The sequence below is a fragment of the Streptomyces abyssomicinicus genome (assembly GCF_008974245.1).
GTDB classification, from domain to species: Bacteria; Actinomycetota; Actinomycetes; order Streptomycetales; family Streptomycetaceae; genus Streptomyces; species Streptomyces abyssomicinicus.
In genome coordinates, this window is sequence record NZ_BBZI01000006.1 from 941,558 (window position 1) to 964,122 (window position 22,565).

Below are 22,565 nucleotides of genomic sequence, written 5' to 3' on the forward strand. Positions count from 1 at the left end.
GGCGCCCGGGGACGTGTGGTCACACGTCCCCGGGCGCCTCGTCCACCGCTCACCGGCGGTGCGGTACGGCCGCCGGCGGTCAGACCGCCGAGCCGGCCACCCACTGGTCCCAGGCCATGTTCCAGCCGTTGAAGCCGTTGTCCGGGGCGACCGTCTTGTCGCCGGTGTTCTGCACGACGACGACGTCGCCGATCATCGAGTTGTCGAAGAACCAGGCACCGGGCACGTTCGGGTCGTTCGCGCCCTTGACGTCCTCCAGGCCCACGCAGCCGTGGCTGGTGTTGACGTTGCCGAAGACGCCCTTGCCCCAGTAGTTGCCGTGGATGAAGGTGCCGGAGGTGGTCAGGCGCATGGCGTGCGGCACGTCCTTGATGTCGTACTCGCCCTTGCCGTCGTCGTCCGTGAAGCCGACCGTCGCGCCGTTCATCCGGGTCTCCTTGAACTTCTCGGAGATCACCATCTGGCCCTCGTACGTCTTGTTCTCGGGGGCGCCGGCGGAGATGGGGATGGTGCGAACGGTCTCGCCGTTGCGCGTGACCGTCATCTGCTTGGTCTTGGCGTCGACGACGGAGACCTGGTTGCGGCCGATGTGGAAGGTGACGGTCTTCTGCTGCACGCCGTAGACGCCGGGCGAGCCCTCGACGCCGTCCAGCGCGAGCTTCATGGTGACCGTCGACCCCTCCTTCCAGTAGTCCTGGGGCCGGCAGTCCATGCGGACCGTGCTGAACCAGTGGCAGACGACCTCCTGGCCGCTGCTGACGGAGACGTCGATGCCCTCCTGCACGGCCTTCTTGTCGGCGATCTCCTTGTCGAACTTGATCGACACGGGCATGCCGACACCGACGGTGGAGCCGTCCTCCGGGGTGAAGTTGCCTATGAAGCTGTTGGTCGGCGAGACCGTGGTGAAGGTGGCGTTCTCGTGGGAGGCGCGGCCCTCGGAGTCCTCGGCCGTCACCGAGACCTTGTAGGTCGTGGCCCGCTCGAGCTGGGCCGCCGGCTTCCAGCTGGTTTTGTCGGCCGACATCTCGCCCTCGACCTGCTCACCGTCCTTGGTCTCCACCTCGACCTCGGTGAGCGTGCCCTTCTTGACCGCCACGTGGCCCGCGTTGTTGATCGACGCGTTGTCCGTGCCGTCCTTGGGTGTGATGGAGATCTCGGCGACCGAGGTCTTCTCGGCGGCCGCCTCGTCGACCTCGGCCTGGGCGTCCGGGCCCTTCGGCTTCTCGTCGCCGCTGCACCCCGACAGCACCATCACGCCGCCCAGCAGCGCGGACGCCACCGCCAGCCCCCTGCGCCGCCGCCGCTCACCGACCGTCTTCACACGCTTCTCCATCGTCACTGGTCACCCGACCCCTTGGGACGCCCTGCATCACGACCCGGCAGAAACTCCCCGCCAGCATTGTTCAACGCCCGGACGGGTCGCTCCGGTTCCATCTCGCGGTGAATTGTGCAATCCGCCACGCCGCGAACCACCCGGGAGGTCCCTCGCTCGAGCGAAGCCGAGAGCCCGGAGCGGTCCGCGGCGGACCGGAAGACATCGTTCCGCAGTCGTCGCCTTCCCCGCCAGGGGTCAGCCGATGCCGATGCGGGCCGGCGGGCCGCCGACTCCGCCGCCGGCGCCGTCGCCGATCCCGTCGAAGCGCTCGCCGAAGTCCTCGTCGAAGTCCTCGTCGAGGCCGTCGTCCAGGCGGTCGCCGAAATCGTCCGCGAAGGCGTCGGCACATGCCGCGTCGTCGTGCTCCGCATCATCGCCGCAGGGGTCCTCGCGAAGCGAATCGAGAGGGCGCCCGACGTGCTCCGCGCTCCACGAGGTCTGGGTCAGTTCGATTCCGGGCAACTCGCTGACCAGGTCGAACGGATCCACGAGGTAGGCCAGGGCCTCCGCCGTGTCATGCGTCACCACGGCCTCGATCCGGCCCCGTTCGCCGTCGGGGAGCGTGCCGTCCTCGGCGATCCGGGTCCGGGCGAGGACCTCGAGCGCCTCGGGGTCGTCGACCTCCACGATCAGCTGGACGTCGATCCGGACGAATCGTCTGTTCTTGGGTGAATTCATGACTGGGAGAGTACGGCGGTGGGCGTCCTCGGGTTTCCCGCGACCCGCGCCTTTCACTAGCATCGGTCCACACGGTCAATTCGCCAGCGCCACAAGGGGATCGATATCCGTGTCCACCACGCGCCGCTCACTGCTGACCGCCGCCGCCGCGGGCGCCCTCCTGGGGGCCTTGTCCTTCGTCCCGTCCGCGAACGCGACGGTGACCTCGGAACGCCCGGGGCCTCGGCCTGTCCACGTCCACGCCGTGCCCGTCTCCGTCGCCGCGCCGGGCGGTCACACCGCGGCCACGGCGGGCTCGCCGGAGTCCTCCGGGATGCGGACGATGTCCGGCCCCGCGGACACCACCTCACCCGGTCCCGCGACCGACTCCGGCACCGAAACCGACTCCGGCACCGGCACCGGCACCGGCACCACGGCCGGCGACACCGAGCTGGCCGACACCGGCGCCTTCGACACGACGCCGTACATCCTGGGCGGGACGGCCTTCCTCGGCATGGGGGCCGCGTTCCTGGTGTACTCGGTGCGGCGCGAGCGGATGGGGCTGTAGACGGCCGGGAACCGCCCGCGCGCCCGGGGCTCACCGACGTCCGGGTCCGAGCCCCTCACGGCCGCCGCCGGGGCCGGGGCGCCCTTGACCGTGGTGCGGCGGTACGCCCATAGTCCGGCGCATGATCACATCTTCGCGGGCGCGGCTGGGCGCCCTCACCCTCACCGGCGTGCTCTCCCTGGCCCTGGTCACGGGCTGCAGCGGCGGATCCGACGGGAAGCCGGACGCCGGCAGGACTCCCGGTGCCGCGTCCTCCGCCGCGGGCGACGGCTCCGCCCCGGGCAAGGCCCTTTCCGCGGAGGAGCTCGCCGAGCTGATCGTCGGTGCGGGTGACGTGGACGGCTTCGAGGTCGCCGAGCCCGGCGAGGACGACATCTTCGGCGGCGCCTGGGAGGACGTGAGGATCGAGGGCGGCGACGGCTGCGACCCGCTGGCCCGTGCGCTGAGCGGCTCCCCCGTCGGCGAGGCGGAAACGCACCTCTCCCGTCAGGTCACGCAGCAGAGGCCCACGGCGTCGGGCGAGGACGACGACCTGTCCCTGCACGACGCGATACGGCTGGACGTCACCACGGTCACGCTGGCCGCCTACGAGGGGGACGGTGCGGAGCGCGCCGTGCGGAGCGTGTCGGAGGCGGTGACGTCCTGCTCGGAGGGGTTCACGGTGACGCTGCCGGGTGTGGAACCGTCCGCCTACGACAGGATCGCGTCCGAGAAGGGGGCCCCCGCGGAGGGCGCGGACGAGACGGTCGCCTACGGGCTGACGGGCGAGCCGTTCGAGGAGGGGGGTCCCGCGACGACCGTGCACGGTCAGGTGGCGCGGCACGGGAACACGGTGGTGACGTACCTGACGGTGAACCTCGGGAACATGGCGGAGGGGAAGCCGTACGAGGTGTCGGCGCCCGTGGTCGCCGCGCAGGCGAAGAAGCTGGCCTGAGGCTCCGCCCCGGGCGGGGCCCTGGCCTGAGGCTCCGCCCCGGGCCGGGCGAGGCCCTCCACCGCCGCCCTCCTGCCCCGTGAGGCATCCGCCGCCGCGGCGACCGTGCGGCTCGCCCGGAGACCCGTGGGCCGCCGGGCGGGCCGCACGCGGCGGGCCCCGGGCCGGGGCGGGCGGTGGTGCTACCGCAGGGGGCCCGTGACGGACTGCGCCGCGTGGAGGGCGCCGCCCTCGCGGACGAAGGCCTCGGCCGCCGCGAGGTCGGGGGCGAGGTAGCGGTCCGGGCCGGGACCGGCGACGTCCGCGGCACGGGCGGCCCGGACGACCGCCCAGGTCGCCGGCGCGGGGGCCAGGCCCGTCGCGCCGCGGCGCAGCTCGAGGGCGCGGGACGCGGCGACCAGCTCCACGGCGACGACCCGCCCGAGGTCGTCCACGACCTGCCGCAGCTTCCGCGCCGCCGACCACCCCATGGAGACGTGGTCCTCCTGCATCGCGGAGGAGGGGATGGAGTCGACCGAGGCCGGGACCGCGAGCCGCTTCAGCTCGCTCACCAGCGCCGCCTGCGTGTACTGGGCGATCATCAGCCCGGAGTCGACCCCGGGGTCGTCGGCGAGGAACGCCGGCAGCCCGTGCGAGCGGGTCCTGTCCAGCAGCCGGTCCGTGCGCCGCTCGGCGATCGAGGCGAGGTCCGCCGCGGCGATCGCGAGGAAGTCGAGGACGTAGGCGACCGGCGCGCCGTGGAAGTTGCCGTTGGACTCGACCCGGCCGTCCGGCAGCACCACCGGGTTGTCCACCGCGGCCGCGAGCTCCCGCTCCGCCACCAGCTCGGCGTGGGTCAGCGTGTCCCGTCCGGCGCCCGCCACCTGCGGCGCGCACCGCACCGAGTAGGCGTCCTGCACCCGCGGCTCGTCGCCCTGGTGCTGCCCGGTCATCTCGGAGCCGCGCAGCACGGCCAGCATGTTGGCGGCGGAGTCGGCCTGGCCCGGATGCGGCCGGATGGCGTGCAGCTCGGGAGCCAGCACCCGGTCGGTGCCCAGCAGCGCCTCCAGGGTCATGGCGGCGGTGACGTCCGCGGAGGCGTACAGCAGGCGCAGGTCGGCCAGGGCCATCAGCAGCATGCCGAGCATCCCGTCGGTGCCGTTGAGCAGCGCCAGACCCTCCTTCTCCCTGAGCTCGACGGGCTGGAGCCCGTGCGCCGCCAGCAGCTCGCGGACGGGGCGGAGTTCGCCGTCGGGGCCCTCGGCCTCGCCTTCGCCCATCAGGGCGAGCGCGCAGTGCGACAGCGGGGCCAGGTCGCCGGAGCAGCCCAGCGAGCCGTACTCGTGCACCACCGGGGTGATGCCGGCGTTCAGCAGGTCGGCCATGGCCTGGGCGACCTGCGGGCGGACGCCGGTGCGGCCGGAGCAGACCGTCTTCAGCCGCAGGAACATCAGCGCGCGGACCACCTCGCGCTCGACCCGCGGGCCCATCCCGGCGGCGTGCGAGCGGACGATGTTGCGCTGGAGCCGGGTCCGCAGGTCCGGGCCGATGTGCCGGGTCGCCAGCGCGCCGAAGCCGGTGCTCACGCCGTAGACCGGGTCCGGCTTGGCGGCGAGGGCGTCGACGACCTCACGGGTCGCGGTGAGTTCACGCACCGCCTCCTCGGACAGCTCGACCCGCGCGCCGTGCCGCGCCACGGCCAGCACCTGCTCCGGCGTGAGGCCGGAGGTCGCGACCACCACGGTTTCCCTCGACCCAGAGGGTTCCATCGACCCAGAGTGCATATCCATATTCAGGAGCCTAGGGCTTGAATTCGTCGCTGTCATCGGTGGGTTGGGCCACACCGGGGGCGGGGCCGCCGAGCGGCGGCGGCACCTCCCGCCCCCGCAGCGCCCGTCGCTCGCCGCCGCCCTCCGGCGGAGGGGCCTCGGCCAGGCGCAGGACCGGGTCCTGGGGCCCTTCCACGCCGGCCACCACCGGCCCGGTGGCCCGGCCCGCCTTGGCGCGGTACTGGGCGGCGTCGGCCAGCCGGAACAGCCGCCGGGCCGAGGTCACCGGGCCGACCGGTTCCTCCGTGGTGGCGATCCCGCAGGCGACGCCCTCGCCCAGCTCCAGTTCCAGGGCCCGCCGGCAGAGCTCCTCGGCGGCGCCGACCACCTCCGCGGTGGAGGGCCCCACCGCGATCAGGCAGAACTCGTCCCCGCCGAGCCGCGCGGCCAGCGTGTCCGGCAGCATCGCCCCGCAGAGCGAGAGCACCGAGCCGAAGCGTTCCAGGAGGCGGTCGCCGACGGCGTGGCCGTGGGTGTCGTTGACCTGTTTGAGCCCGTTGAGGTCGCAGACCACCAGGCTGACCACGGCGCCGTCGGTCCGGTGGCGTTCGATGGCCTCGTCCAGCCGGGCGTCGACGGCGCGGCGGTTGGCGAGGCCGGTCAGGGCGTCGGTGAAGGCGAGGCGTTCGGCCTCCTCCAGCCGCTCGATCTGGGCCAGCCCGGCCGCGACGACGGCCGCGAGCACGGTGGCGAAGTCGGCGTCGGAGCGGTCGAAGACGGGGGCACCCAGAGGCCTGGCCACGTACAGCTCGCCCCAGGCGCGTCCGTGCAGCACGATCGGCGCGATCACGCAGCATCCGCGGCCGCGGCGGCGCAGCGCGGCGACGCGCTGGTGGCAGTACCCGGCCCGGTCCCGGGCGGCCCCGCCGGCCGGGCCACCGGCCCCGACGCCGTCCACGCTCTCCACCCAGGCGTCCGGCTCGCCGCCGTTGGCCCAGCGCTCGTGGAGGAACTCGGTGATCTCCGGGAACTGGTTCACCGGGTACGACTCGGCCTCCGGGAACTCCTCCTCGCCCGGGGCCCGCTCGCCCACGTTGACCAGGACCCGGAGCCGGCCCATCTCCCGCTCCCACACCGACAGCGCGGCGAAGGTGCCGCCGAGCGCGTGACCGGCGCCCAGGGCGGCGGCCCGCCAGGACTCCCGGGGCGTCCTGGCGGCGGCCATCCCCTGGGCCAGCGTGACTACCGCGCGCAGGCGGCTCTCCTCTGCCATGCGTTCAGGCTAGGGATGTTTCGCCCGAAACGTGACGTCGGAGGGCCGGCGGCGGTCACCGAGCGTGACACGCCCCCGGTCGGAGCGGGTTCACACCCAGAGTTCCGTCACGCTGACGTCCAGCTTGCCGAGCAGTCGCCGCAGCAGCGGGAGGCTGAGCCCGATGACGTTGCCGTGGTCGCCCTCGATGCCCTCGACGAACGGCGCGGAGCGGCCGTCCAGGGTGAACGCGCCGGCCACGTGCAGCGGCTCGCCGGTGGCGACGTAGGCGGCGATCTCCTCGTCCGTGGGGTCACCGAAGCGGACCACGGTGGAGGCCGTCCCGGAGGCGTACCGCCCGGTGGTGGTGTCGTACACGCAGTGGCCGGTCTGGAGGACGCCCGCACGGCCCCGCATCGCCCTCCAGCGGGCCGTCGCCTCGGCGGCGTCGGCCGGCTTGCCCAGCGGCTCGCCGTCGAGGTCCAGCACGGAGTCGCAGCCGACGACCAGCGCCCCGGACGCGTCGGGGCGGGCGGCGACCACCGAGGCCTTGGCCTCGGCCAGCGCGAGGGCCAGCTCGGCGGGGGTGGGGGCGGTCACCGCCTCCTCGTCCACCCCGCTGACGATCACCTCGGGGGCGAACCCGGCCTGCCGGAGCAGTCCGAGCCGGGCGGGGGACTGGGACGCCAGGACGAGCCGGCGTGCGGGCCGGCCGGCCTGGCCGGCGGGCTGGTCGTTGAGCTGATCGGTCATAGGGGCAGCGTATCCACGCCGAGGACCGCCATCGCGACGATCATGGCGAGAGCCATCAGCACGCCGAGCCGCCGGAGCATCACCTGCGTCCTGCGCAGGTCCTCGGGCGGCCCGGCCTCGGGATCGGGGTCGGACCAGAGCACGCCTCCGAGGATGCGCGCACCGTCCGTCCGGCCGCCTGAGTACGGGTACTCAGGCCGCCCCGCCCCTGGTGTCACCCCGCTCACACGGGCCGGCGGATCACACGGACCGCCGGCCCGCCCACCCGTCGGATCGCCCGAACGCGGCGCCCGGGAGGCGCCGCCGTCCCACCGGAACCGGCCCGCCGCACGGACCGGCGCGCCACACCGGCCAGGCCCCGCACCGCGGGAACCGCGGGGTCACCCGCCGCGGCACCCCCCGCGCGGGGCCGGCGGGTCACACCGGCCAGTACGTGCGGCCCCACGCGCCCGGCCCCGGCTGCGGCAGCCGGCGCGCGGCCAGCGCGGCGGGGTCGGACCAGGCGTCCCGGACCCCTCCGGACTCCGCCGGCGCCGCGGCGGCGGCCGCGGCGCGGGCTCGGACCACCGCCAGTGCGGCGGCCAGCTCCTCGGGGGTGGGATTGCCGCGCACGACCTTGATCGTCATAGCCACGATCCTTCCTAGAGCGGGATGTTGCCGTGCTTCTTCGGCGGAAGTGATTCCCGCTTGGTGCGCAGATGACGCAGTCCCCGGACGATCTGCGACCGGGTCCGGGACGGCGCGACCACCGCGTCCACGTAGCCGTTCTCCGCGGCGATGTACGGGTTGAGCAGCGTGTCCTCGTACTCCTGGATCAGCCGCGCCCGCACCGCCTCCAGATCCTCGCCATTGGCCTCCGCCTCCGCCAGGGTGCGCCGGTGCAGGATGTTGACCGCGCCCTGCGCGCCCATCACCGCGATCTGCGCGGTCGGCCACGCCAGGTTGAGGTCGGCGCCCAGGTGCTTGGAACCCATCACGTCGTACGCGCCGCCGAACGCCTTCCGGGTGATCACGGTGATCAGCGGGACGGTCGCCTCCGCGTAGGCGTAGATCAGCTTGGCGCCGCGGCGGATGATGCCGTCGTGCTCCTGCCCGACGCCCGGCAGGAAGCCGGGGACGTCGACGAAGGTCAGCACCGGCACGTTGAAGGCGTCACACGTCCGGACGAACCGCGCCGCCTTCTCGCTCGCCTTGATGTCCAGGCAGCCCGCGAACTGCATCGGCTGGTTCGCGACCACGCCCACCGGCCGGCCCTCGACCCGGCCGAAGCCGGTGATGATGTTGGGCGCGAACAGCGGCTGCGTCTCGAAGAACTCCCCGTCGTCCAGGACGTGTTCGAGCACGGTGTGCATGTCGTACGGCTGGTTGGCGCTGTCCGGGACCAGCCGGTCCAGCTCCAGGTCCTCCTCGGTGACCGTGAGGTCCGCCTCCTCCGGGAAGGCGGGCGGCTCGCTCAGGTTGTTGGAGGGCAGGTACGACAGCAGCTGCTTGATGTACTCGACGGCGTCCTTCTCGTCGCCGGCCATGTGATGGGCCACGCCCGACAGCGAGTTGTGGGTGTGCGCGCCGCCCAGCTCCTCGAACCCGACGTCCTCGCCGGTGACCGTCTTGATGACGTCCGGGCCGGTGATGAACATGTGCGAGGTCTGGTCGACCATCACGGTGAAGTCGGTGATCGCGGGCGAGTACACCGCGCCGCCCGCACAGGGACCGACGACCAGGCTGATCTGCGGGATCACCCCGGACGCGTGGGTGTTGCGGCGGAAGATCTCGCCGTAGGCGCCCAGCGAGGCCACGCCCTCCTGGATACGGGCGCCGCCGGAGTCGTTGATGCCGACGACCGGGCAGCCGGTCTTCAGCGCGAAGTCCATCACCTTGGCGATCTTCTGCCCGTAGACCTCGCCCAGGGCGCCGCCGAAGACGGTGAAGTCCTGCGAGAACACCGCCACCGGACGGCCGTCGACCGTGCCGTAGCCGGTCACGACGCCGTCGCCGTAGGGACGGTTGCGCTCCAGGCCGAAGTTGGTGGAACGGTGCCGGGCGAACTCGTCCAGCTCCACGAACGAGTCCTCGTCCAGGAGGAGTTCGATCCGCTCACGGGCGGTCAGCTTGCCCTTGGCGTGCTGCTTCTCCACCGCGGGGCCCGAACCGGCGTGCGTCGCCTGGTGGATGCGGTCCTGGAGATCCGCCAGCTTGCCCGCGGTGGTGTGAATGTCGCCTTGCTGCAGCTCTTCCGGCTCGGCCATCGGGGGTGCGGCTCCCTGCTGGTGGTGGTGTGTACGTCGTAGTCGGCGTGGGGCGGCTTGGACTGCGGGAGGATGGTTACTCAGCCGTAGCGTAATGGCGGACCGCCTGTCCGGCAGTGCGGCGTATCCCACACCTACGCTGGGTTGCATGACGCCGCGTGATCGCTCCGAACCCCCCTCCTCCCCCGGCTCCGGGCCCGGCCGCTGGTCGGACCTGGACCGCCCCCCGCTGAACGCCGCCGCGCTGCGGCGGGCACTGGTGCGGGAGGAGTCGCTGTGGACCGCCCTCGACGTCGTCCCGGCCACCGGCTCCACCAACTCCGACCTGGTGGAGGCGGCGCGGGCGGGCCGCGCCGAGGAGGGCACGGTGCTGGTCGCCGAGGAGCAGTCCGCGGCGCGGGGGCGGCTGGACCGCGCGTGGTCGGCGCCCGCCCGGTCGGGGCTCTTCTTCTCCGTCCTGCTGGCACCGAACGACGTGCCGGTGCCGCGGTGGGGGTGGCTGCCGCTGCTCACCGGGGTCGCGGTGGCGACCGGGCTGGCCCGGACCGCCGGTCTGGACACGGCGCTCAAGTGGCCCAACGACCTGCTGGTCACGGTCGGCGGGGAGGAGCGCAAGGCGGGCGGAATCCTCGCCGAACGGGCCGGCACGGAGGGCGTGGTGGTCGGCGTCGGCCTCAACGTCACGCTGCGGGCGGACGAACTGCCGGTGCCCACGGCGGGGTCGCTGGCCCTCGCCGGCGCCGCGGTCACCGACCGGGACCCGCTGCTGCGCGGCGTCCTCCGCTCGCTGGAGCAGTGGTACACCCGGTGGCGGGTGGTCGGCGGCGACCCCGAGATGAGCGGCCTGCTCGAGACATACGCCGCGGGGTGCGCCACCCTGGGCCGCCGGGTCCGGGCGATGCTCCCCGGCGGCGACGACCTGGTGGGCGAGGCCACCGCCCTCGACGCCGACGGCCGCCTCGTCATCACCGCCCCCGACGGGACCCGCCACCCCGTCTCGGCCGGCGACATCGTCCACCTCCGCCCGGCGTAGGGGCGCGTCCGCGGCGACGGTGAACCGACCGGGGCGGCGGAGCGTGCAAGAGGGCGACGGAGCGCGCGCCGGGGGCGAGGGGCGGCGCCGAGGCGAAGCCGCAGGGTGGCGAGCCGGGGGCGCACCACCCCGGCGGCACGATCCGGGAGTGAGCTGCGGCACACCTGCCGTAGAGTTGAGGCCGGTCGAAACCTGACCTCGGCAGATCGGAAGGGCAACAGGCGTGACCGTCGACGACACGGGCTCCGGCACCGGCGGACATCCCGGGCCGGACGGCGACCCCCGGCCGGCGCCCGGCCCCTCCGCCGACCCCCGCCGCGCGGACGCGGCCGGCGACGACGCGGCCGAGGGCGAGCCGTCCGAGGGCGGCCCCCGCGCCGCCGACCGGGGTGAGGAACCCTCCGCCGCCGACCGCACCGCCGCCCAGAACACCACCGGCACCTCCGACGACGACCCGCTCGCCCTGCGCCTCGAGGCCCTGATCCTCGGTGCGGAGCGCCGCTACAGCCCCTTCCAGGCCGCCCGCAGCGCCGGCGTCTCCATGGAGCTCGCCTCCCGCTTCTGGCGCGCCATGGGCTTCGCCGACATCGGCCAGGCCAAGGCCCTCACCGAGGCCGACGTGCTCGCCCTGCGCCGCCTCGCCGGTCTCGTCGAGGCGGGCCTGCTCAGCGAGCCGATGGCGGTGCAGGTCGCCCGCTCCACCGGTCAGACCACCGCCCGTCTGGCGGAATGGCAGATCGATTCCTTCCTGGAGGGCCTCACCGAGCCGCCCGAGCCGGGCATGACCCGCACCGAGGTGACCTACCCCCTCATCGAGCTGCTCCTGCCCGAGCTCCAGGAGTTCCTGGTCTACGTCTGGCGCCGCCAGCTCGCCGCCGCGACGGGCCGTGTCATCCAGACGGCGGACGACGAGGAGATGGTCGACCGCCGCCTGTGCGTCGCCTTCGCCGACCTGGTCGGCTTCACCCGGCTGACCCGCCGCCTGGAGGAGGAGGAGCTGGGCGAGCTCGTCGAGGCGTTCGAGACCACCGCCGCCGACCTGGTCGCCGCGCACGGCGGCCGGCTGGTGAAGACCCTGGGCGACGAGGTCCTCTACGTGGCGGACGACCCCGGGGTCGCCGCGGACATCGCGCTGCGCCTGATCGAGACCCTCGCCCACGACGAGACGATGCCGGAGCTGCGCGTCGGCATGGCGTTCGGCACCGTCACCACCCGGATGGGCGATGTCTTCGGCACGACGGTGAACCTGGCCTCCCGGCTCACCTCCATAGCCCCCCGGGACGCGGTCCTGGTCGACAGCGAGTTCGCCCAGGAGCTGCGGCGCACCCAGGACGCCCCCTCTGCCGAGGAGCAGGTGAAGGAGGACGAGGAGCAGAGGTACCGGTTCGCCCTCCAGCCGATGTGGCAGCGGCCGGTGCGTGGTCTCGGCGTGGTCGAGCCGTGGCTGCTCACCCGGCGGGGCTCCCCGCGCTGACGCCCTGAGATGATCCCCGGCGACAACAGTGACGTCGTCGAAACCGGGAGGCTGTCCACCATGACCGAGCACCAGGCCCTGACGGAACACGAGGCCGGCGCGGACGGCGAGCGGTACGGGGAGTTCGTGCGGGTGGTGCGGCACGGGCACGTCGCCGAACTCGTCCTGGACCGCCCGCGGGCGATGAACGCGGTCTCCACGGAGATGGCCCGCTCCCTCACCGCGGCCTGCGACGCGCTGGCGGCGGACGGCGACGCGCGGGTCGTCGTCCTGACCTCCAGCCACGAGCGGGCGTTCTGCGTGGGTGCGGACCTCAAGGAGCGCAACGGCTTCGGTGACGCGGAGCTGCGGCGGCAGCGCCCCGTCAACCGGGCCGCGTACACGGGTGTGCTGGAGCTGCCGATGCCGACGATCGCCTCGGTGCACGGCTTCGCGCTGGGCGGCGGCTTCGAGATCGCGCTCTCCTGCGACCTGATCGTCGCCGACGGCACGGCGGTGGTGGGGCTGCCGGAGGTCTCCGTGGGCGTCATCCCGGGCGGCGGCGGCACGCAGCTGCTGCCGCGGCGGGTGGGCGCCGCGCGGGCCGCGGAGCTGATCTTCACCGCACGGCGGGTGGAGGCGCGGGAGGCCCGCGAACTGGGCCTGGTCGACCTGCTGGTGGCAGAGGGCGAGGACCGCGCAGAGTCGCTGGCGCTCGCCTCGCGCATCGCCGCGAACTCCCCCGTCGGGCTGCGCGCCGCCAAGCGGGCGATGCGGCTCGGGTGGGGCAAGGACCTCCCCGCCGGGCTCGACATCGAGGACAACGCCTGGCGCACGGTGGCCTTCTCCGGCGACCGCGCCGAGGGCGTCGCCGCCTTCAACGAGAAGCGCCGCCCGGACTGGCCGGGCGAGTGACCCCGGCGTGGCCCGCGCCGCGGCGCGGGCCACGCCCGTCCGGGCCCGGCCCACGGACGAGATCACGCCGCAGGAGCCACGCGGCCCCCGCGACACCGGCCGGAAGGAGCGGGCGACCGTGAACGGGGCGGGCGCGAACGCGGCACTCAGCACCGCGAGAACAGGCTCCCTCGGGTTCCCCGGGCGCCGTGCCCCGCACGACGACCGCCGGAGAAGCGCTCCGGAGGAGCCGGAGGTCCGCTATCCCGCCGCGACCGGGGCGGTCCCGCTCGACGGCGACGGCGGAGCCTCCGCGCCGGCGCCGTCACCGGGACCCGGGTCCTCCCGCCGGCGCCCCGGCGACGACAGGAACAGCAGGATCAGCGCCAGCACCGCCGCCAGCACCGCGAACGCCTTGAACCCGACCAGCGCGAACGCCGCCGCGCCCAGCACGCCGTGCACCACGGCGACCGTCACCAGCAGCCCCGTGCCGAGGCGCCCGAGCGCGCGGCCGCGGATCGCGGAGACCAGGACCACCGCGCCGCACGCCACGAAGAACAGGGCGAACAGCACCGCCCCGATCCGCGACGAGCGGGCCACCATGTCCGGGTCGAGTCCGGCGAGCGACATCCGCTGCCCCTCGACCACCATGGCGAGGAACCAGTTGAGCCACGCCACCCCGGCCGCCTCGGCGAACATCGCCGCCGCCAGGACGACGGCAACCGTCCTGCGCACCACCGGCCCCACCCACTTCCGCTGTTTCCGCCGTGCCCCGTCGGGCGCGGGAGCACCCGCCCGGGGACCCTCCCGAGAGCCTGCCACTCCCCCGACCGGGCCATTACCCGGGGTATCTCCCAGGGTGGCGCGAACGTTACTCACGGGTATACGTAGCGGCAAGAGTTCTGACGGCCGCAAAGATTCGGCGAGGTGTTCGTAGGGAGTCCACAAAGAAACACGGCCCGCGGCGGCGCGGCTTTACAGAGACCTGGGCCACATCCCCGGGCTAGGGTTTCCCGGGGGAGTCCCGCACCACCCGATGCGACAAGGGATTTCACGGCTCGGCACCCGCCGCCAGGCCCTGGTTTCACGCTCCGTGTGGGCAAGCTCACCACTGTGGACGGGTCGTAGTGACGTGTCGGCAGTCCCTAAACTCGGCTTGTTTCAAGGAGGGAGCCTCATCGTGCGCAAGGTGCTCATCGCCAACCGTGGCGAAATCGCAGTCCGCGTCGCCCGGGCATGCCGGGATGCCGGTATCGCGAGCGTGGCCGTGTATGCAGACCCCGACCGGGACGCTCTGCACGTGCGTGCCGCGGACGAAGCGTTCGCCCTCGGCGGTGACACCCCGGCGACCAGCTACCTGGACATCGCCAAGGTGCTGCAGGCCGCCGCGGACTCGGGCGCCGACGCGATCCACCCCGGTTACGGGTTCCTGTCGGAGAACGCGGAGTTCGCCCAGGCGGTGATCGACGCCGGGCTGAACTGGATCGGCCCGCCGCCGCAGGCCATCCGCGATCTCGGCGACAAGGTGGCCGCCCGTCACATCGCGCAGCGCGCGGGCGCCCCGCTGGTGGCCGGCACCCCGGACCCGGTGTCCGGGGCCGACGAGGTGGTGGCGTTCGCCAAGGAGCACGGCCTGCCCATCGCCATCAAGGCGGCGTTCGGCGGCGGCGGCCGCGGCCTGAAGGTCGCCCGCTCCCTGGAGGAGGTGCCGGAGCTCTACGACTCCGCGGTCCGTGAGGCCGTCGCGGCCTTCGGCCGGGGCGAGTGCTTCGTGGAGCGCTACCTGGACAAGCCGCGTCACGTCGAGACCCAGTGCCTCGCCGACAAGCACGGCAACGTGGTCGTGGTCTCCACCCGTGACTGCTCCCTGCAGCGCCGCCACCAGAAGCTGGTCGAGGAGGCGCCGGCGCCGTTCCTCTCCGAGGCGCAGGTCGAGGAGTTGTACGCCGCGTCCAAGGCCATCCTCAAGGAGGCCGGTTACGTCGGCGCGGGCACCGTGGAGTTCCTGGTCGGGGCGGACGGCACGATCTCCTTCCTGGAGGTCAACACCCGCCTCCAGGTGGAGCACCCGGTGACCGAGGAGGTCGCGGGCATCGACCTGGTGCGCGAGATGTTCCGCATCGCCGACGGCGAGGAGCTCGGCTACGGCGACCCGGAACTGCGCGGCCACTCCTTCGAGTTCCGCATCAACGGCGAGGACCCGGGCCGGGGCTTCCTGCCCGCCCCGGGCACCGTCACCGTCTTCGAGGGGCCGTCCGGTCCCGGCGTCCGCCTGGACGCCGGCGTGGAGTCGGGCAGCGTCATCGGCCCGGCCTGGGACTCCCTGCTGGCCAAGCTGATCGTCACCGGCCGCACCCGCAAGGAGGCCCTGCAGCGGGCCGCGCGCGCCCTGGACGAGTTCAAGGTCGAGGGCATGGCCACGGCCATCCCGTTCCACCGCGCGGTGGTCCGGGACCCGGCGTTCGCCCCGGAACTCACCGGCTCCGCCGACCCGTTCACCATCTACACCCGGTGGATCGAGTCCGAGTTCGTCAACGAGATCCCGCCGTTCGCCGCCCCGGCCGACACCGAGAGCGACGACGACGGCGACCGCGAGACGGTCGTGGTCGAGGTCGGCGGCAAGCGCCTTGAGGTCTCGCTGCCCTCCTCGCTCGGCATGTCCCTGGCCCGCACGGGCCTGGCCGCCGGCGCCAAGCCCAAGCGGCGCGCCGCGAAGAAGTCCGGCCCGGCCGCCTCCGGCGACACCCTCGCCTCGCCCATGCAGGGCACGATCGTCAAGATCGCGGTCGAGGAGGGCCAGGAGGTCAAGGAGGGCGACCTGATCGTCGTCCTGGAGGCCATGAAGATGGAACAGCCCCTCAACGCCCACCGCTCGGGCACGGTCAAGGGCCTGTCCGCGGAGGTCGGCGCCTCCATCAGCTCCGGCGCCGCCATCTGCGAGATCAAGGACTGACCCGTACCGCCCGGAGGGCGCGGGAGGCCACCGGCCTCCCGCGCCCTCCGGCGTTTCCGGTCACCAGCGACGCGGGCGCGGACGCGGCCCTGGCCACCCACACCACCAGGCCACCGGGAACCGCCGGGTCACCGGCCCCCCACCGCCCGCCCTACCTCCGCCGCAGGTCCGCCACGCGGCTCCGGTCCGGCTGGCCGGGGTCGCCCAGGACGGAAGCGGCGCGGAGCTGGGGGCCGCCCGGGGCGTGGCCGCGACGCGGGCCCGGGAGGGGGACGTCACGGCGACGGCCTCCACCGCCCTGCGGTTCCGCCCGGTCGGCCCGCTCGGACCCCGGCGCTCCGGCCACGGCGATCTGGACGCCCTGGTCGGCCAGCGCCTGCAGCTCCGTACCGGCGCGGTCGTCGTGGCCCGGAGGCTCGTCCGTCACCAGGCGCGTGATCAGCTCCGTGGGGACCGTCTGGAACATCGTGTCGGTGCCCAGCTTGGAGTGGTCCGCCAGGACCACCACCTCGGAGGCGGCCTGCACCAACGCGCGGTCGACGGACGCGGAGAGCATGTTGGAGGTGGACAGGCCCCGCTCGGCGGTCAGCCCACTGCCCGACAGGAAGGCCTTGGAGACCCGCAGCCCCTGGAGGGACTGCTCCGCCCCGCTGCCCACCAGCGCGTAGTTGGAGCCGCGCAGGGTGCCGCCGGTCATCACCACCTCCACCCGGTTGGCATGGGCCAGCGCCTGTGCCACCAGCAGCGAGTTGGTGACCACGGTCAGCCCCGGCACCCTCGCCAGCCGACGGGCCAGTTCCTGGGTGGTGGTGCCCGCCCCGACCACGATGGCCTCGCCCTCCTCGACGAAACCCGCGGCGAGATCGGCGATGGCGGTCTTCTCGGCGGTCGCGAGATGGGACTTCTGCGGGAAGCCGGACTCACGCGTGAACCCGCCCGGCAGCACCGCACCACCGTGCCGGCGGTCGAGGAGCCCTTCTGCCTCCAGCGCGCGCACATCCCGTCGCACGGTCACTTCGGAGGTCTGGACGACGCGGGCGAGCTCCCGGAGCGACACCGCTCCGTTGGCGCGCACCATTTCGAGGATCAATTGACGACGTTCTGCAGCGAACACGAAACTGACAGTAACCCCAACGACCGCCTGGTTTCAGCAGTTTGCGGCGAATTGCAGAAGATGTACGTGATCAGGCGCTCGGGATGGTATAAGGCGCAGCTCGGGTGACTATGCCACACGCATGGGCGGCGACGGTCCGTGATCACGGAAGTCGTCACCCGCACAAACGACAAGCGCCGGCCCCGAGTTGGGACCGGCGCTCGCAGAACGCGGGGGTGTCAGGCCTTGCGCGTGTGGAGCTGGCGCGCCACCTCGGCGATCGAACCGGACAGCGAGGGGTAGACGGTGAACGCGTTTGCGATCTGCTCCACCGTCAGGTTGTTGTCCACCGCGATGGAGATCGGGTGGATCAGCTCCGAGGCGCGCGGCGCGACCACCACGCCGCCGACCACGATGCCGGTGCCGGGGCGCGCGAAGATCTTCACGAAGCCGTCGCGGATGCCCTGCATCTTGGCGCGCGGGTTGCGCAGCAGCGGCAGCTTGACCACCCGGGCGTCGATCTTGCCGGCGTCCACGTCGGCCTGGGTGTAGCCGACGGTGGCGATCTCCGGGTCGGTGAAGACGTTGGAGGAGACGGCCTTGAGGTTGAGCGGGGCCACCGCGTCGCCCAGGAAGTGGTACATCGCGATGCGGCCCTGCATGGCCGCCACCGAGGCGAGCGCGAACACGCCGGTGACGTCGCCGGCCGCGTAGACGCCGGGGGCCGTGGTCCGGGAGACCTTGTCGGTCCAGATGTGGCCCGAGTCCTTCAGCCGGACGCCGGCCTCCTCCAGCCCCATCTCGTGGGTGTTGGGGATCGCTCCGACCGCCATCAGGCAGTGCGTACCGCTGATCACCCGGCCGTCCGACAGGGTGACCTCCACCCGGTCGCCCACCCGCTTGGCGGACGCGGCGCGCGAGCGGGACATCACGTTCATGCCGCGCCGGCGGAACACGTCCTCCAGCACCGCGGCGGCGTCCGGGTCCTCGCCCGGCAGCACGCGGTCGCGGCTGGAGACCAGCGTGACGCGGGAGCCCAGCGCCTGGTACGCGCCCGCGAACTCGGCACCGGTGACGCCGGAACCGACCACGATGAGCTCCTCGGGGAGCTCGTCGAGGTCGTACACCTGGGTCCAGTTCAGGATGCGCTCGCCGTCGGGCCGCGCGTCGGGCACCTCGCGGGGGTGACCGCCGGTGGCGATCAGCACGGCGTCCGCGGTGAGCGTCTCCTCGCTGCCGTCCACCGCCCGCACGACCACCTTGCGGGAGCCGTCCGCGGCCTGCAGTCCCTCCAGCCGCCCCCGGCCCCGCAGCACCCGGGCGCCCGCCCGGGTCACCGAGGCGGTGATGTCGTGGGACTGCGCCAGCGCGAGGCGCTTCACACGGCGGTTGACCTTGCCCAGGTCCACGCCGACCACCCGCGCGGGGGCGTCGATGTGCGGGGTGTCGTCGGCGACGATGATCCCCAGCTCCTCGTACGACGAGTCGAAGGTGGTCATCACCTCGGCCGTCGCGATGAGCGTCTTCGACGGCACGCAGTCGGTCAGCACCGACGCGCCGCCCAGACCGTCCGCGTCGACGACGGTCACCTCCGCGCCGAGCTGCGCCGCTACCAGGGCCGCCTCGTATCCGCCGGGCCCGCCACCAATGATCACGATCCGAGTCACGTGCCCCATTGTCCCGCACCTTTCAAGGTCACACCGCCCGGGGTCCACCGACCGCCGTCTCACCGCCGCTCGCGTACCCCGTGCGGGCTCGGAAACGACACGGCAACGATCCCGTTGTGCGCCCGTTCTGATCTACGCGCGTAGGGAACGAAGGGATAAGGTCTGCCGCGTGAACGCTTCTCTTCTTCGGGACGACCCCTACGCCGCCGCGGTCGCAGCCGCCGACCGCATCCGGCAGCTCACGGGCACCGAGACGCACGACGTGGCCCTGGTGCTGGGTTCCGGCTGGGCACCCGCCGTCGACGCCCTGGGCACTCCGGAGGCCGACCTGGAGGTCACCGAGCTCCCCGGCTTCCCGCCCCCGGCGGTCGAGGGCCACGGCGGGCGCGTCCGGTCCTACCGGCTCGGCGACCGCCGGGTCCTGGTCTTCCTCGGCCGCACCCACTTCTACGAGGGCCGCGGCGTCGCCTCCGTGGTCCACGGCGTACGCACCGCCGTCGCCGCGGGCTGCCGCACGGTGGTCCTCACCAACGGCTGCGGCGGCCTGCGCGAGGGCATGCGCCCCGGCCAGCCGGTGCTGATCTCCGACCACATCAACCTGACGGCCACGTCGCCGATCGTCGGCGCCAACTTCGTGGACCTCACCGACCTGTACTCCTCGCGCCTGCGCGAGCTGTGCCGGGAGGTCGACCCCGGCCTGGAGGACGGCGTCTACGCGCAGTTCCCCGGCCCGCACTACGAGACGCCCGCCGAGATCCGGATGGCCCGCGTCATCGGCGCGGACCTGGTGGGCATGTCCACCGCCCTGGAGGCCATCGCGGCGCGTGAGGCGGGCGCCGAGGTGCTGGGCGTCTCGCTGGTCACCAACCTGGCGGCCGGCATGACGGGCGAGCCCCTCAACCACGAGGAGGTCCTCCAGGCCGGCCGCGACAGCGCCGCCCGGATGGGCGAACTCCTCGCCGGGCTGCTGCCGCGCCTGTGACACGGCCGCCGCTCTGACGCGACGCGCGGGGGCGCCCGGGACGACGGCGGCGACGGGCCCCGGGCGCGCGGCCACGGCGGTGCGGCCGCGCCCCGGCGGGGCCGCCGCTCCCGTGCGGCCCCGAAGGACGTCGCCGCGGACCGGGTAAGGGGAAGCCCGGGAACGAAACACCGAACCGGAGGTTGACCGACCGTGCAGGACACCACCCTGACCGCCCGGGCCCGGGCCTGGCTCGCCGAGGACCCGGACCCGGACACCCGGGCGGAACTGAGCGCCCTGATCGAGGCGGGCGACGAGGCCGCGCTGGCCGAGCGCTTCTCCGGCACCCTCCAGTTCGGCACCGCCGGCCTGCGCGGCGAGCTGGGCGCCGGCCCGATGCGGATGAACCGCGCGGTGGTGATCCGCGCCGCCGCGGGGCTGGCCGCGTACCTGCGGTCCCGCGGCCAGGGCGACGGGCTGGTGGTGATCGGGTACGACGCCCGGTACAGGTCGGCCGACTTCGCCCGCGACACGGCCGCCGTGATGACCGGCGCCGGTCTGCGCGCGGCGCTGCTGCCCCGGCCGCTGCCGACGCCGGTGCTGGCGTTCGCCGTCCGCCACCTGGGCGCGGTGGCCGGCGTGGAGGTGACCGCCAGCCACAACCCGCCGCGCGACAACGGCTACAAGGTCTACCTGGGCGACGGCTCGCAGATCGTGCCGCCGGCCGACGCGGGGATCGCCGCCGAGATCGCGGCGGTGCGATCGCTGGCGGACGTCCCCCGGCCGGAGTCCGGCTGGGAGGTCCTGGACGAGTCCGTCCTGGACGCCTACCTGGCCCGCACCGACGCGGTCCTCACGCCGGGCTCGCCGCGCACCGCGCGGACGGTGTACACGGCCCTGCACGGCGTCGGCACGGAGGTGGTGCTGGCGGCGTTCGCCCGCGCCGGGTTCCCCGAGCCGGTGCTGGTCGCCGAGCAGGCGGAGCCGGACCCGGCGTTCCCGACGGTGGCGTTCCCCAACCCGGAGGAGCCGGGCGCGATGGACCTCGCCTTCGCGACGGCGCGGAAGGCGGAGCCGGATCTGGTGATCGCCAACGACCCGGACGCCGACCGGTGCGCGGTCGCGGTGCGGGACCCCGCCCGCGGCGGCTCCGGCGGCGGCTCCGGTGACGGAGGCGACGAGGGCGACGGCGGCGCATGGCGCATGCTGCGCGGCGACGAGGTCGGCGCGCTGCTCGCCGCGCACCTGGCCGAGCGGGGCGTCACCGGCACCTTCGCCGAGTCGATCGTCTCCTCCTCGCTCCTCGGGCGGATCGCCGGGAAGGCGGGGGTCGGCTACGAGCAGACCCTCACCGGCTTCAAGTGGATCGCCCGGGTCGAGGGCCTGCGGTACGGCTACGAGGAGGCGCTCGGCTACTGCGTCGACCCGGACGGCGTGCGCGACAAGGACGGCGTGACGGCGGCGCTGCTGGTCACCGAGCTGGCCTCGGTGCTCAAGGAGCGCGGGCGCACGCTGGTCGACCTCCTCGACGACCTGGCGGTCACCCACGGGCTGCACGCCACGGACCAGCTCTCCGTCCGGGTCCAGGACCTCGGCGTCATCGCCGGCGCCATGGCCCGGCTGCGGAAGTCCCCGCCGGCCTCGCTGGCGGGCCTCCCCGTGCTCCTGGTCGAGGACCTCTCCGAGGGCTCCGAGGCCCTGCCGCCCACCGACGGCCTCCGCTACACCCTGGACGGCGCGCGGGTGATCGTCCGCCCCAGCGGCACGGAGCCCAAGCTCAAGTGCTACCTGGAGGTCGTCGTCCCGGTCGCCTCCCGCGACTCCCTCCCCGCCGCCCGGCAGGCGGCCGCGGAACGCCTGGCGGCCCTGAAGCGCGACTTCGCCGAGGCCGCGGGGCTGTAGACACGGGCGGCGCTGCGGCCGGGCGTGACGGGCCGGACGGACGGGTCGGCGCCCTTCGCAGGACGCGGCCCGCCCGACCGCGGCACCGCCCTCCCGGGCACCGCGACGCGGGCCGGCGTCAGCCTGCCCGCGCCCCCCGTCCGCCGGCCCGCCGTTCCCGCTCAGCGCCTCCGTCGTGGTTTCACGACAGGAAGGCGCCTGCTCGTTCGGCCCACGGTTCATGGCGCACCCTCCCCGATACGTGCGCGCACTGTACCGGGGCCAGGGGCGCCGTCGGCGGCCCTCGGCCGGCCCTCATGTGTCGGACGTTCAGACGATCAGGCCGGGCGGGCGATCAGGCGATCAGGCGATCAGGCGATCAGGCGATCAGGCGATCAGGCGATCAGGCGATCAGCTGGACGATGCCCAGGACGACGAGCCCCGCGAGGACCGGGGCGAAGATCTCGTACGCCCACCGCACGGTGACGTCGCCCGGCGTCGCCGCCGCCCGCCGCTCCTGGAGCTCCCGCAGGTCGTCGACGACCCGGTCCGTGTCCCCGCGCCCGGGCGCCGCCGCGATGCCCGCCGCGACCCCGTCCGTGGACATCGCCACCGGCGAGACCGCGTCCTGCCGCGCCTTCACCCGCTGCGCCTTCTTCCGCGCCCGCAGGGACACCGGCAGCGCCCACAGCTGGTACCGCTTCCCCGCGGTGTCCAGCACCTCGTGGGAGTAACCGGAACGGAACGTCGCCACCGCTCCCCAAGGCAGCGTGACCGTCCGGAACGGGTTGCGCACCCGCAACCGGTCGTCGTCGACGAAGACGGCCGGGCGGAAGGTGAAGGCGACCACCAGCGGCGCCACGATCAGCACGACGGCCAGCGCCGACCAGGCCGTCCGCGCCGCGCCGTTGACGATCGCGTCCAGTGCCAGCGCGCCGAAGACCAGGCTCAGCAGGATGCCGCCCGCGATGGCCGAGTTCGACCGGTGGACCCGTACGGGGCCCGCCTCACGGCCCGGCTCACGGCCCGGCTCCGGGGACGACTGGTGGTCGGAGGGGGTGCTCATGGCCCCGATTGTGCCCGACGCCCCCGCGGAG

At 73.8% G+C, this 22,565-nt stretch carries 20 protein-coding genes; 8 read left to right on the forward strand and 12 right to left on the reverse strand.

Annotated features, from left to right (window positions below; translation table 11 throughout):
• Positions 1–79 precede the first annotated feature (79 nt).
• Entirely contained in the window at positions 80–1,333 is a 1,254-nt protein-coding gene (locus GBN72_RS11550; protein WP_151771609.1) for a L,D-transpeptidase, read from the reverse strand.
• A gap of 237 nt (positions 1,334–1,570) precedes the next feature.
• Positions 1,571–2,053, reverse strand: a complete 483-nt coding sequence (locus tag GBN72_RS11555) for a hypothetical protein (RefSeq protein WP_151771610.1) — start codon at positions 2,051–2,053, stop codon at positions 1,571–1,573.
• A 109-nt stretch (positions 2,054–2,162) separates the two neighbouring features.
• Between GBN72_RS11555 and GBN72_RS34610 the strand changes: the two genes are divergently transcribed.
• Positions 2,163–2,600: a cell wall protein gene (locus GBN72_RS34610; protein ID WP_174887116.1), complete on the forward strand. Its 438-nt coding sequence runs from the start codon at positions 2,163–2,165 to the stop codon at positions 2,598–2,600.
• A 121-nt stretch (positions 2,601–2,721) separates the two neighbouring features.
• On the forward strand, positions 2,722–3,534 hold the full coding sequence (locus GBN72_RS11575) for a hypothetical protein (RefSeq protein WP_151771611.1): 813 nt from the start codon (positions 2,722–2,724) through the stop codon (positions 3,532–3,534).
• Between the two features lie 182 nt (positions 3,535–3,716).
• Here GBN72_RS11575 and hutH read toward each other — a convergent pair whose 3' ends face one another.
• From hutH to GBN72_RS11600, 6 genes are all read right to left on the reverse strand, one after another.
• Entirely contained in the window at positions 3,717–5,303 is a 1,587-nt protein-coding gene (hutH, locus tag GBN72_RS11580) for a histidine ammonia-lyase (RefSeq protein ID WP_439959749.1), read from the reverse strand.
• Between the two features lie 10 nt (positions 5,304–5,313).
• Positions 5,314–6,555, reverse strand: coding sequence for a GGDEF domain-containing protein (locus tag GBN72_RS11585; RefSeq protein ID WP_151771612.1), 1,242 nt, complete (start codon positions 6,553–6,555; stop codon positions 5,314–5,316).
• A 90-nt stretch (positions 6,556–6,645) separates the two neighbouring features.
• On the reverse strand, positions 6,646–7,287 hold the full coding sequence (locus GBN72_RS11590; RefSeq protein ID WP_151771613.1) for a nucleoside triphosphate pyrophosphatase: 642 nt from the start codon (positions 7,285–7,287) through the stop codon (positions 6,646–6,648).
• Positions 7,284–7,430, reverse strand: coding sequence for a morphogenic membrane protein MmpB (gene mmpB / locus GBN72_RS34080; protein ID WP_164540566.1), 147 nt, complete (start codon positions 7,428–7,430; stop codon positions 7,284–7,286). Before mmpB ends, GBN72_RS11590 begins: the two co-directional genes overlap by 4 nt.
• A 274-nt stretch (positions 7,431–7,704) precedes the next feature.
• Complete coding sequence (locus GBN72_RS11595; RefSeq protein WP_151771614.1) at positions 7,705–7,914, reverse strand: acyl-CoA carboxylase epsilon subunit; 210 nt, start codon at positions 7,912–7,914, stop codon at positions 7,705–7,707.
• Positions 7,915–7,928: 14 nt separating this feature from the next.
• Positions 7,929–9,533 carry an acyl-CoA carboxylase subunit beta gene (locus tag GBN72_RS11600; protein ID WP_151771615.1) on the reverse strand — a complete coding sequence of 535 codons (1,605 nt, stop codon included), beginning with the start codon at positions 9,531–9,533 and terminating at the stop codon, positions 7,929–7,931.
• Between the two features lie 148 nt (positions 9,534–9,681).
• Here GBN72_RS11600 and GBN72_RS11605 point away from each other — a divergent pair, with 148 nt between their 5' ends.
• The 3 genes from GBN72_RS11605 (at position 9,682) to GBN72_RS11615 (ending at position 12,934) form a co-directional block, all read left to right on the forward strand.
• Entirely contained in the window at positions 9,682–10,566 is an 885-nt protein-coding gene (locus tag GBN72_RS11605) for a biotin--[acetyl-CoA-carboxylase] ligase (RefSeq protein ID WP_151771616.1), read from the forward strand.
• A gap of 223 nt (positions 10,567–10,789) precedes the next feature.
• On the forward strand, positions 10,790–12,040 hold the full coding sequence (locus tag GBN72_RS11610; RefSeq protein WP_151771617.1) for an adenylate/guanylate cyclase domain-containing protein: 1,251 nt from the start codon (positions 10,790–10,792) through the stop codon (positions 12,038–12,040).
• Positions 12,041–12,100: 60 nt separating this feature from the next.
• Positions 12,101–12,934 (forward strand): enoyl-CoA hydratase/isomerase family protein, encoded by an 834-nt coding sequence (locus tag GBN72_RS11615; protein WP_151771618.1) that lies wholly within the window; start codon positions 12,101–12,103, stop codon positions 12,932–12,934.
• Between the two features lie 240 nt (positions 12,935–13,174).
• On the opposite strand, the gene GBN72_RS11620 is transcribed toward GBN72_RS11615, so the two are convergent.
• On the reverse strand, positions 13,175–13,648 hold the full coding sequence (locus GBN72_RS11620) for a hypothetical protein (protein ID WP_246212425.1): 474 nt from the start codon (positions 13,646–13,648) through the stop codon (positions 13,175–13,177).
• 445 nt (positions 13,649–14,093) lie between these two features.
• Between GBN72_RS11620 and GBN72_RS11625 the strand changes: the two genes are divergently transcribed.
• Entirely contained in the window at positions 14,094–15,866 is a 1,773-nt protein-coding gene (locus GBN72_RS11625; protein ID WP_151771619.1) for an acetyl/propionyl/methylcrotonyl-CoA carboxylase subunit alpha, read from the forward strand.
• Between the two features lie 151 nt (positions 15,867–16,017).
• Here the strand turns inward: GBN72_RS11625 and GBN72_RS11630 are convergent, their stop codons facing one another.
• Complete coding sequence (locus GBN72_RS11630) at positions 16,018–16,980, reverse strand: DeoR/GlpR family DNA-binding transcription regulator (protein WP_151771620.1); 963 nt, start codon at positions 16,978–16,980, stop codon at positions 16,018–16,020.
• Between the two features lie 218 nt (positions 16,981–17,198).
• On the reverse strand, positions 17,199–18,635 hold the full coding sequence (locus GBN72_RS11635; protein WP_151771621.1) for an NAD(P)H-quinone dehydrogenase: 1,437 nt from the start codon (positions 18,633–18,635) through the stop codon (positions 17,199–17,201).
• A 160-nt stretch (positions 18,636–18,795) separates the two neighbouring features.
• Between GBN72_RS11635 and GBN72_RS11640 the strand changes: the two genes are divergently transcribed.
• Both GBN72_RS11640 and GBN72_RS11645 read left to right on the forward strand, forming a co-directional pair.
• A complete protein-coding gene (locus GBN72_RS11640; RefSeq protein ID WP_151771622.1) occupies positions 18,796–19,608 on the forward strand; it encodes a purine-nucleoside phosphorylase in 813 nt (270 codons plus the stop codon).
• 192 nt (positions 19,609–19,800) lie between these two features.
• The gene (locus GBN72_RS11645) at positions 19,801–21,489 is read left to right on the forward strand and encodes a phospho-sugar mutase (protein WP_151771623.1); all 1,689 of its coding nucleotides are present in this window, start codon (positions 19,801–19,803) and stop codon (positions 21,487–21,489) included.
• Between the two features lie 382 nt (positions 21,490–21,871).
• Here GBN72_RS11645 and GBN72_RS11650 read toward each other — a convergent pair whose 3' ends face one another.
• Positions 21,872–22,534 (reverse strand): PH domain-containing protein, encoded by a 663-nt coding sequence (locus tag GBN72_RS11650; RefSeq protein WP_151771624.1) that lies wholly within the window; start codon positions 22,532–22,534, stop codon positions 21,872–21,874.
• Positions 22,535–22,565 lie beyond the last annotated feature (31 nt).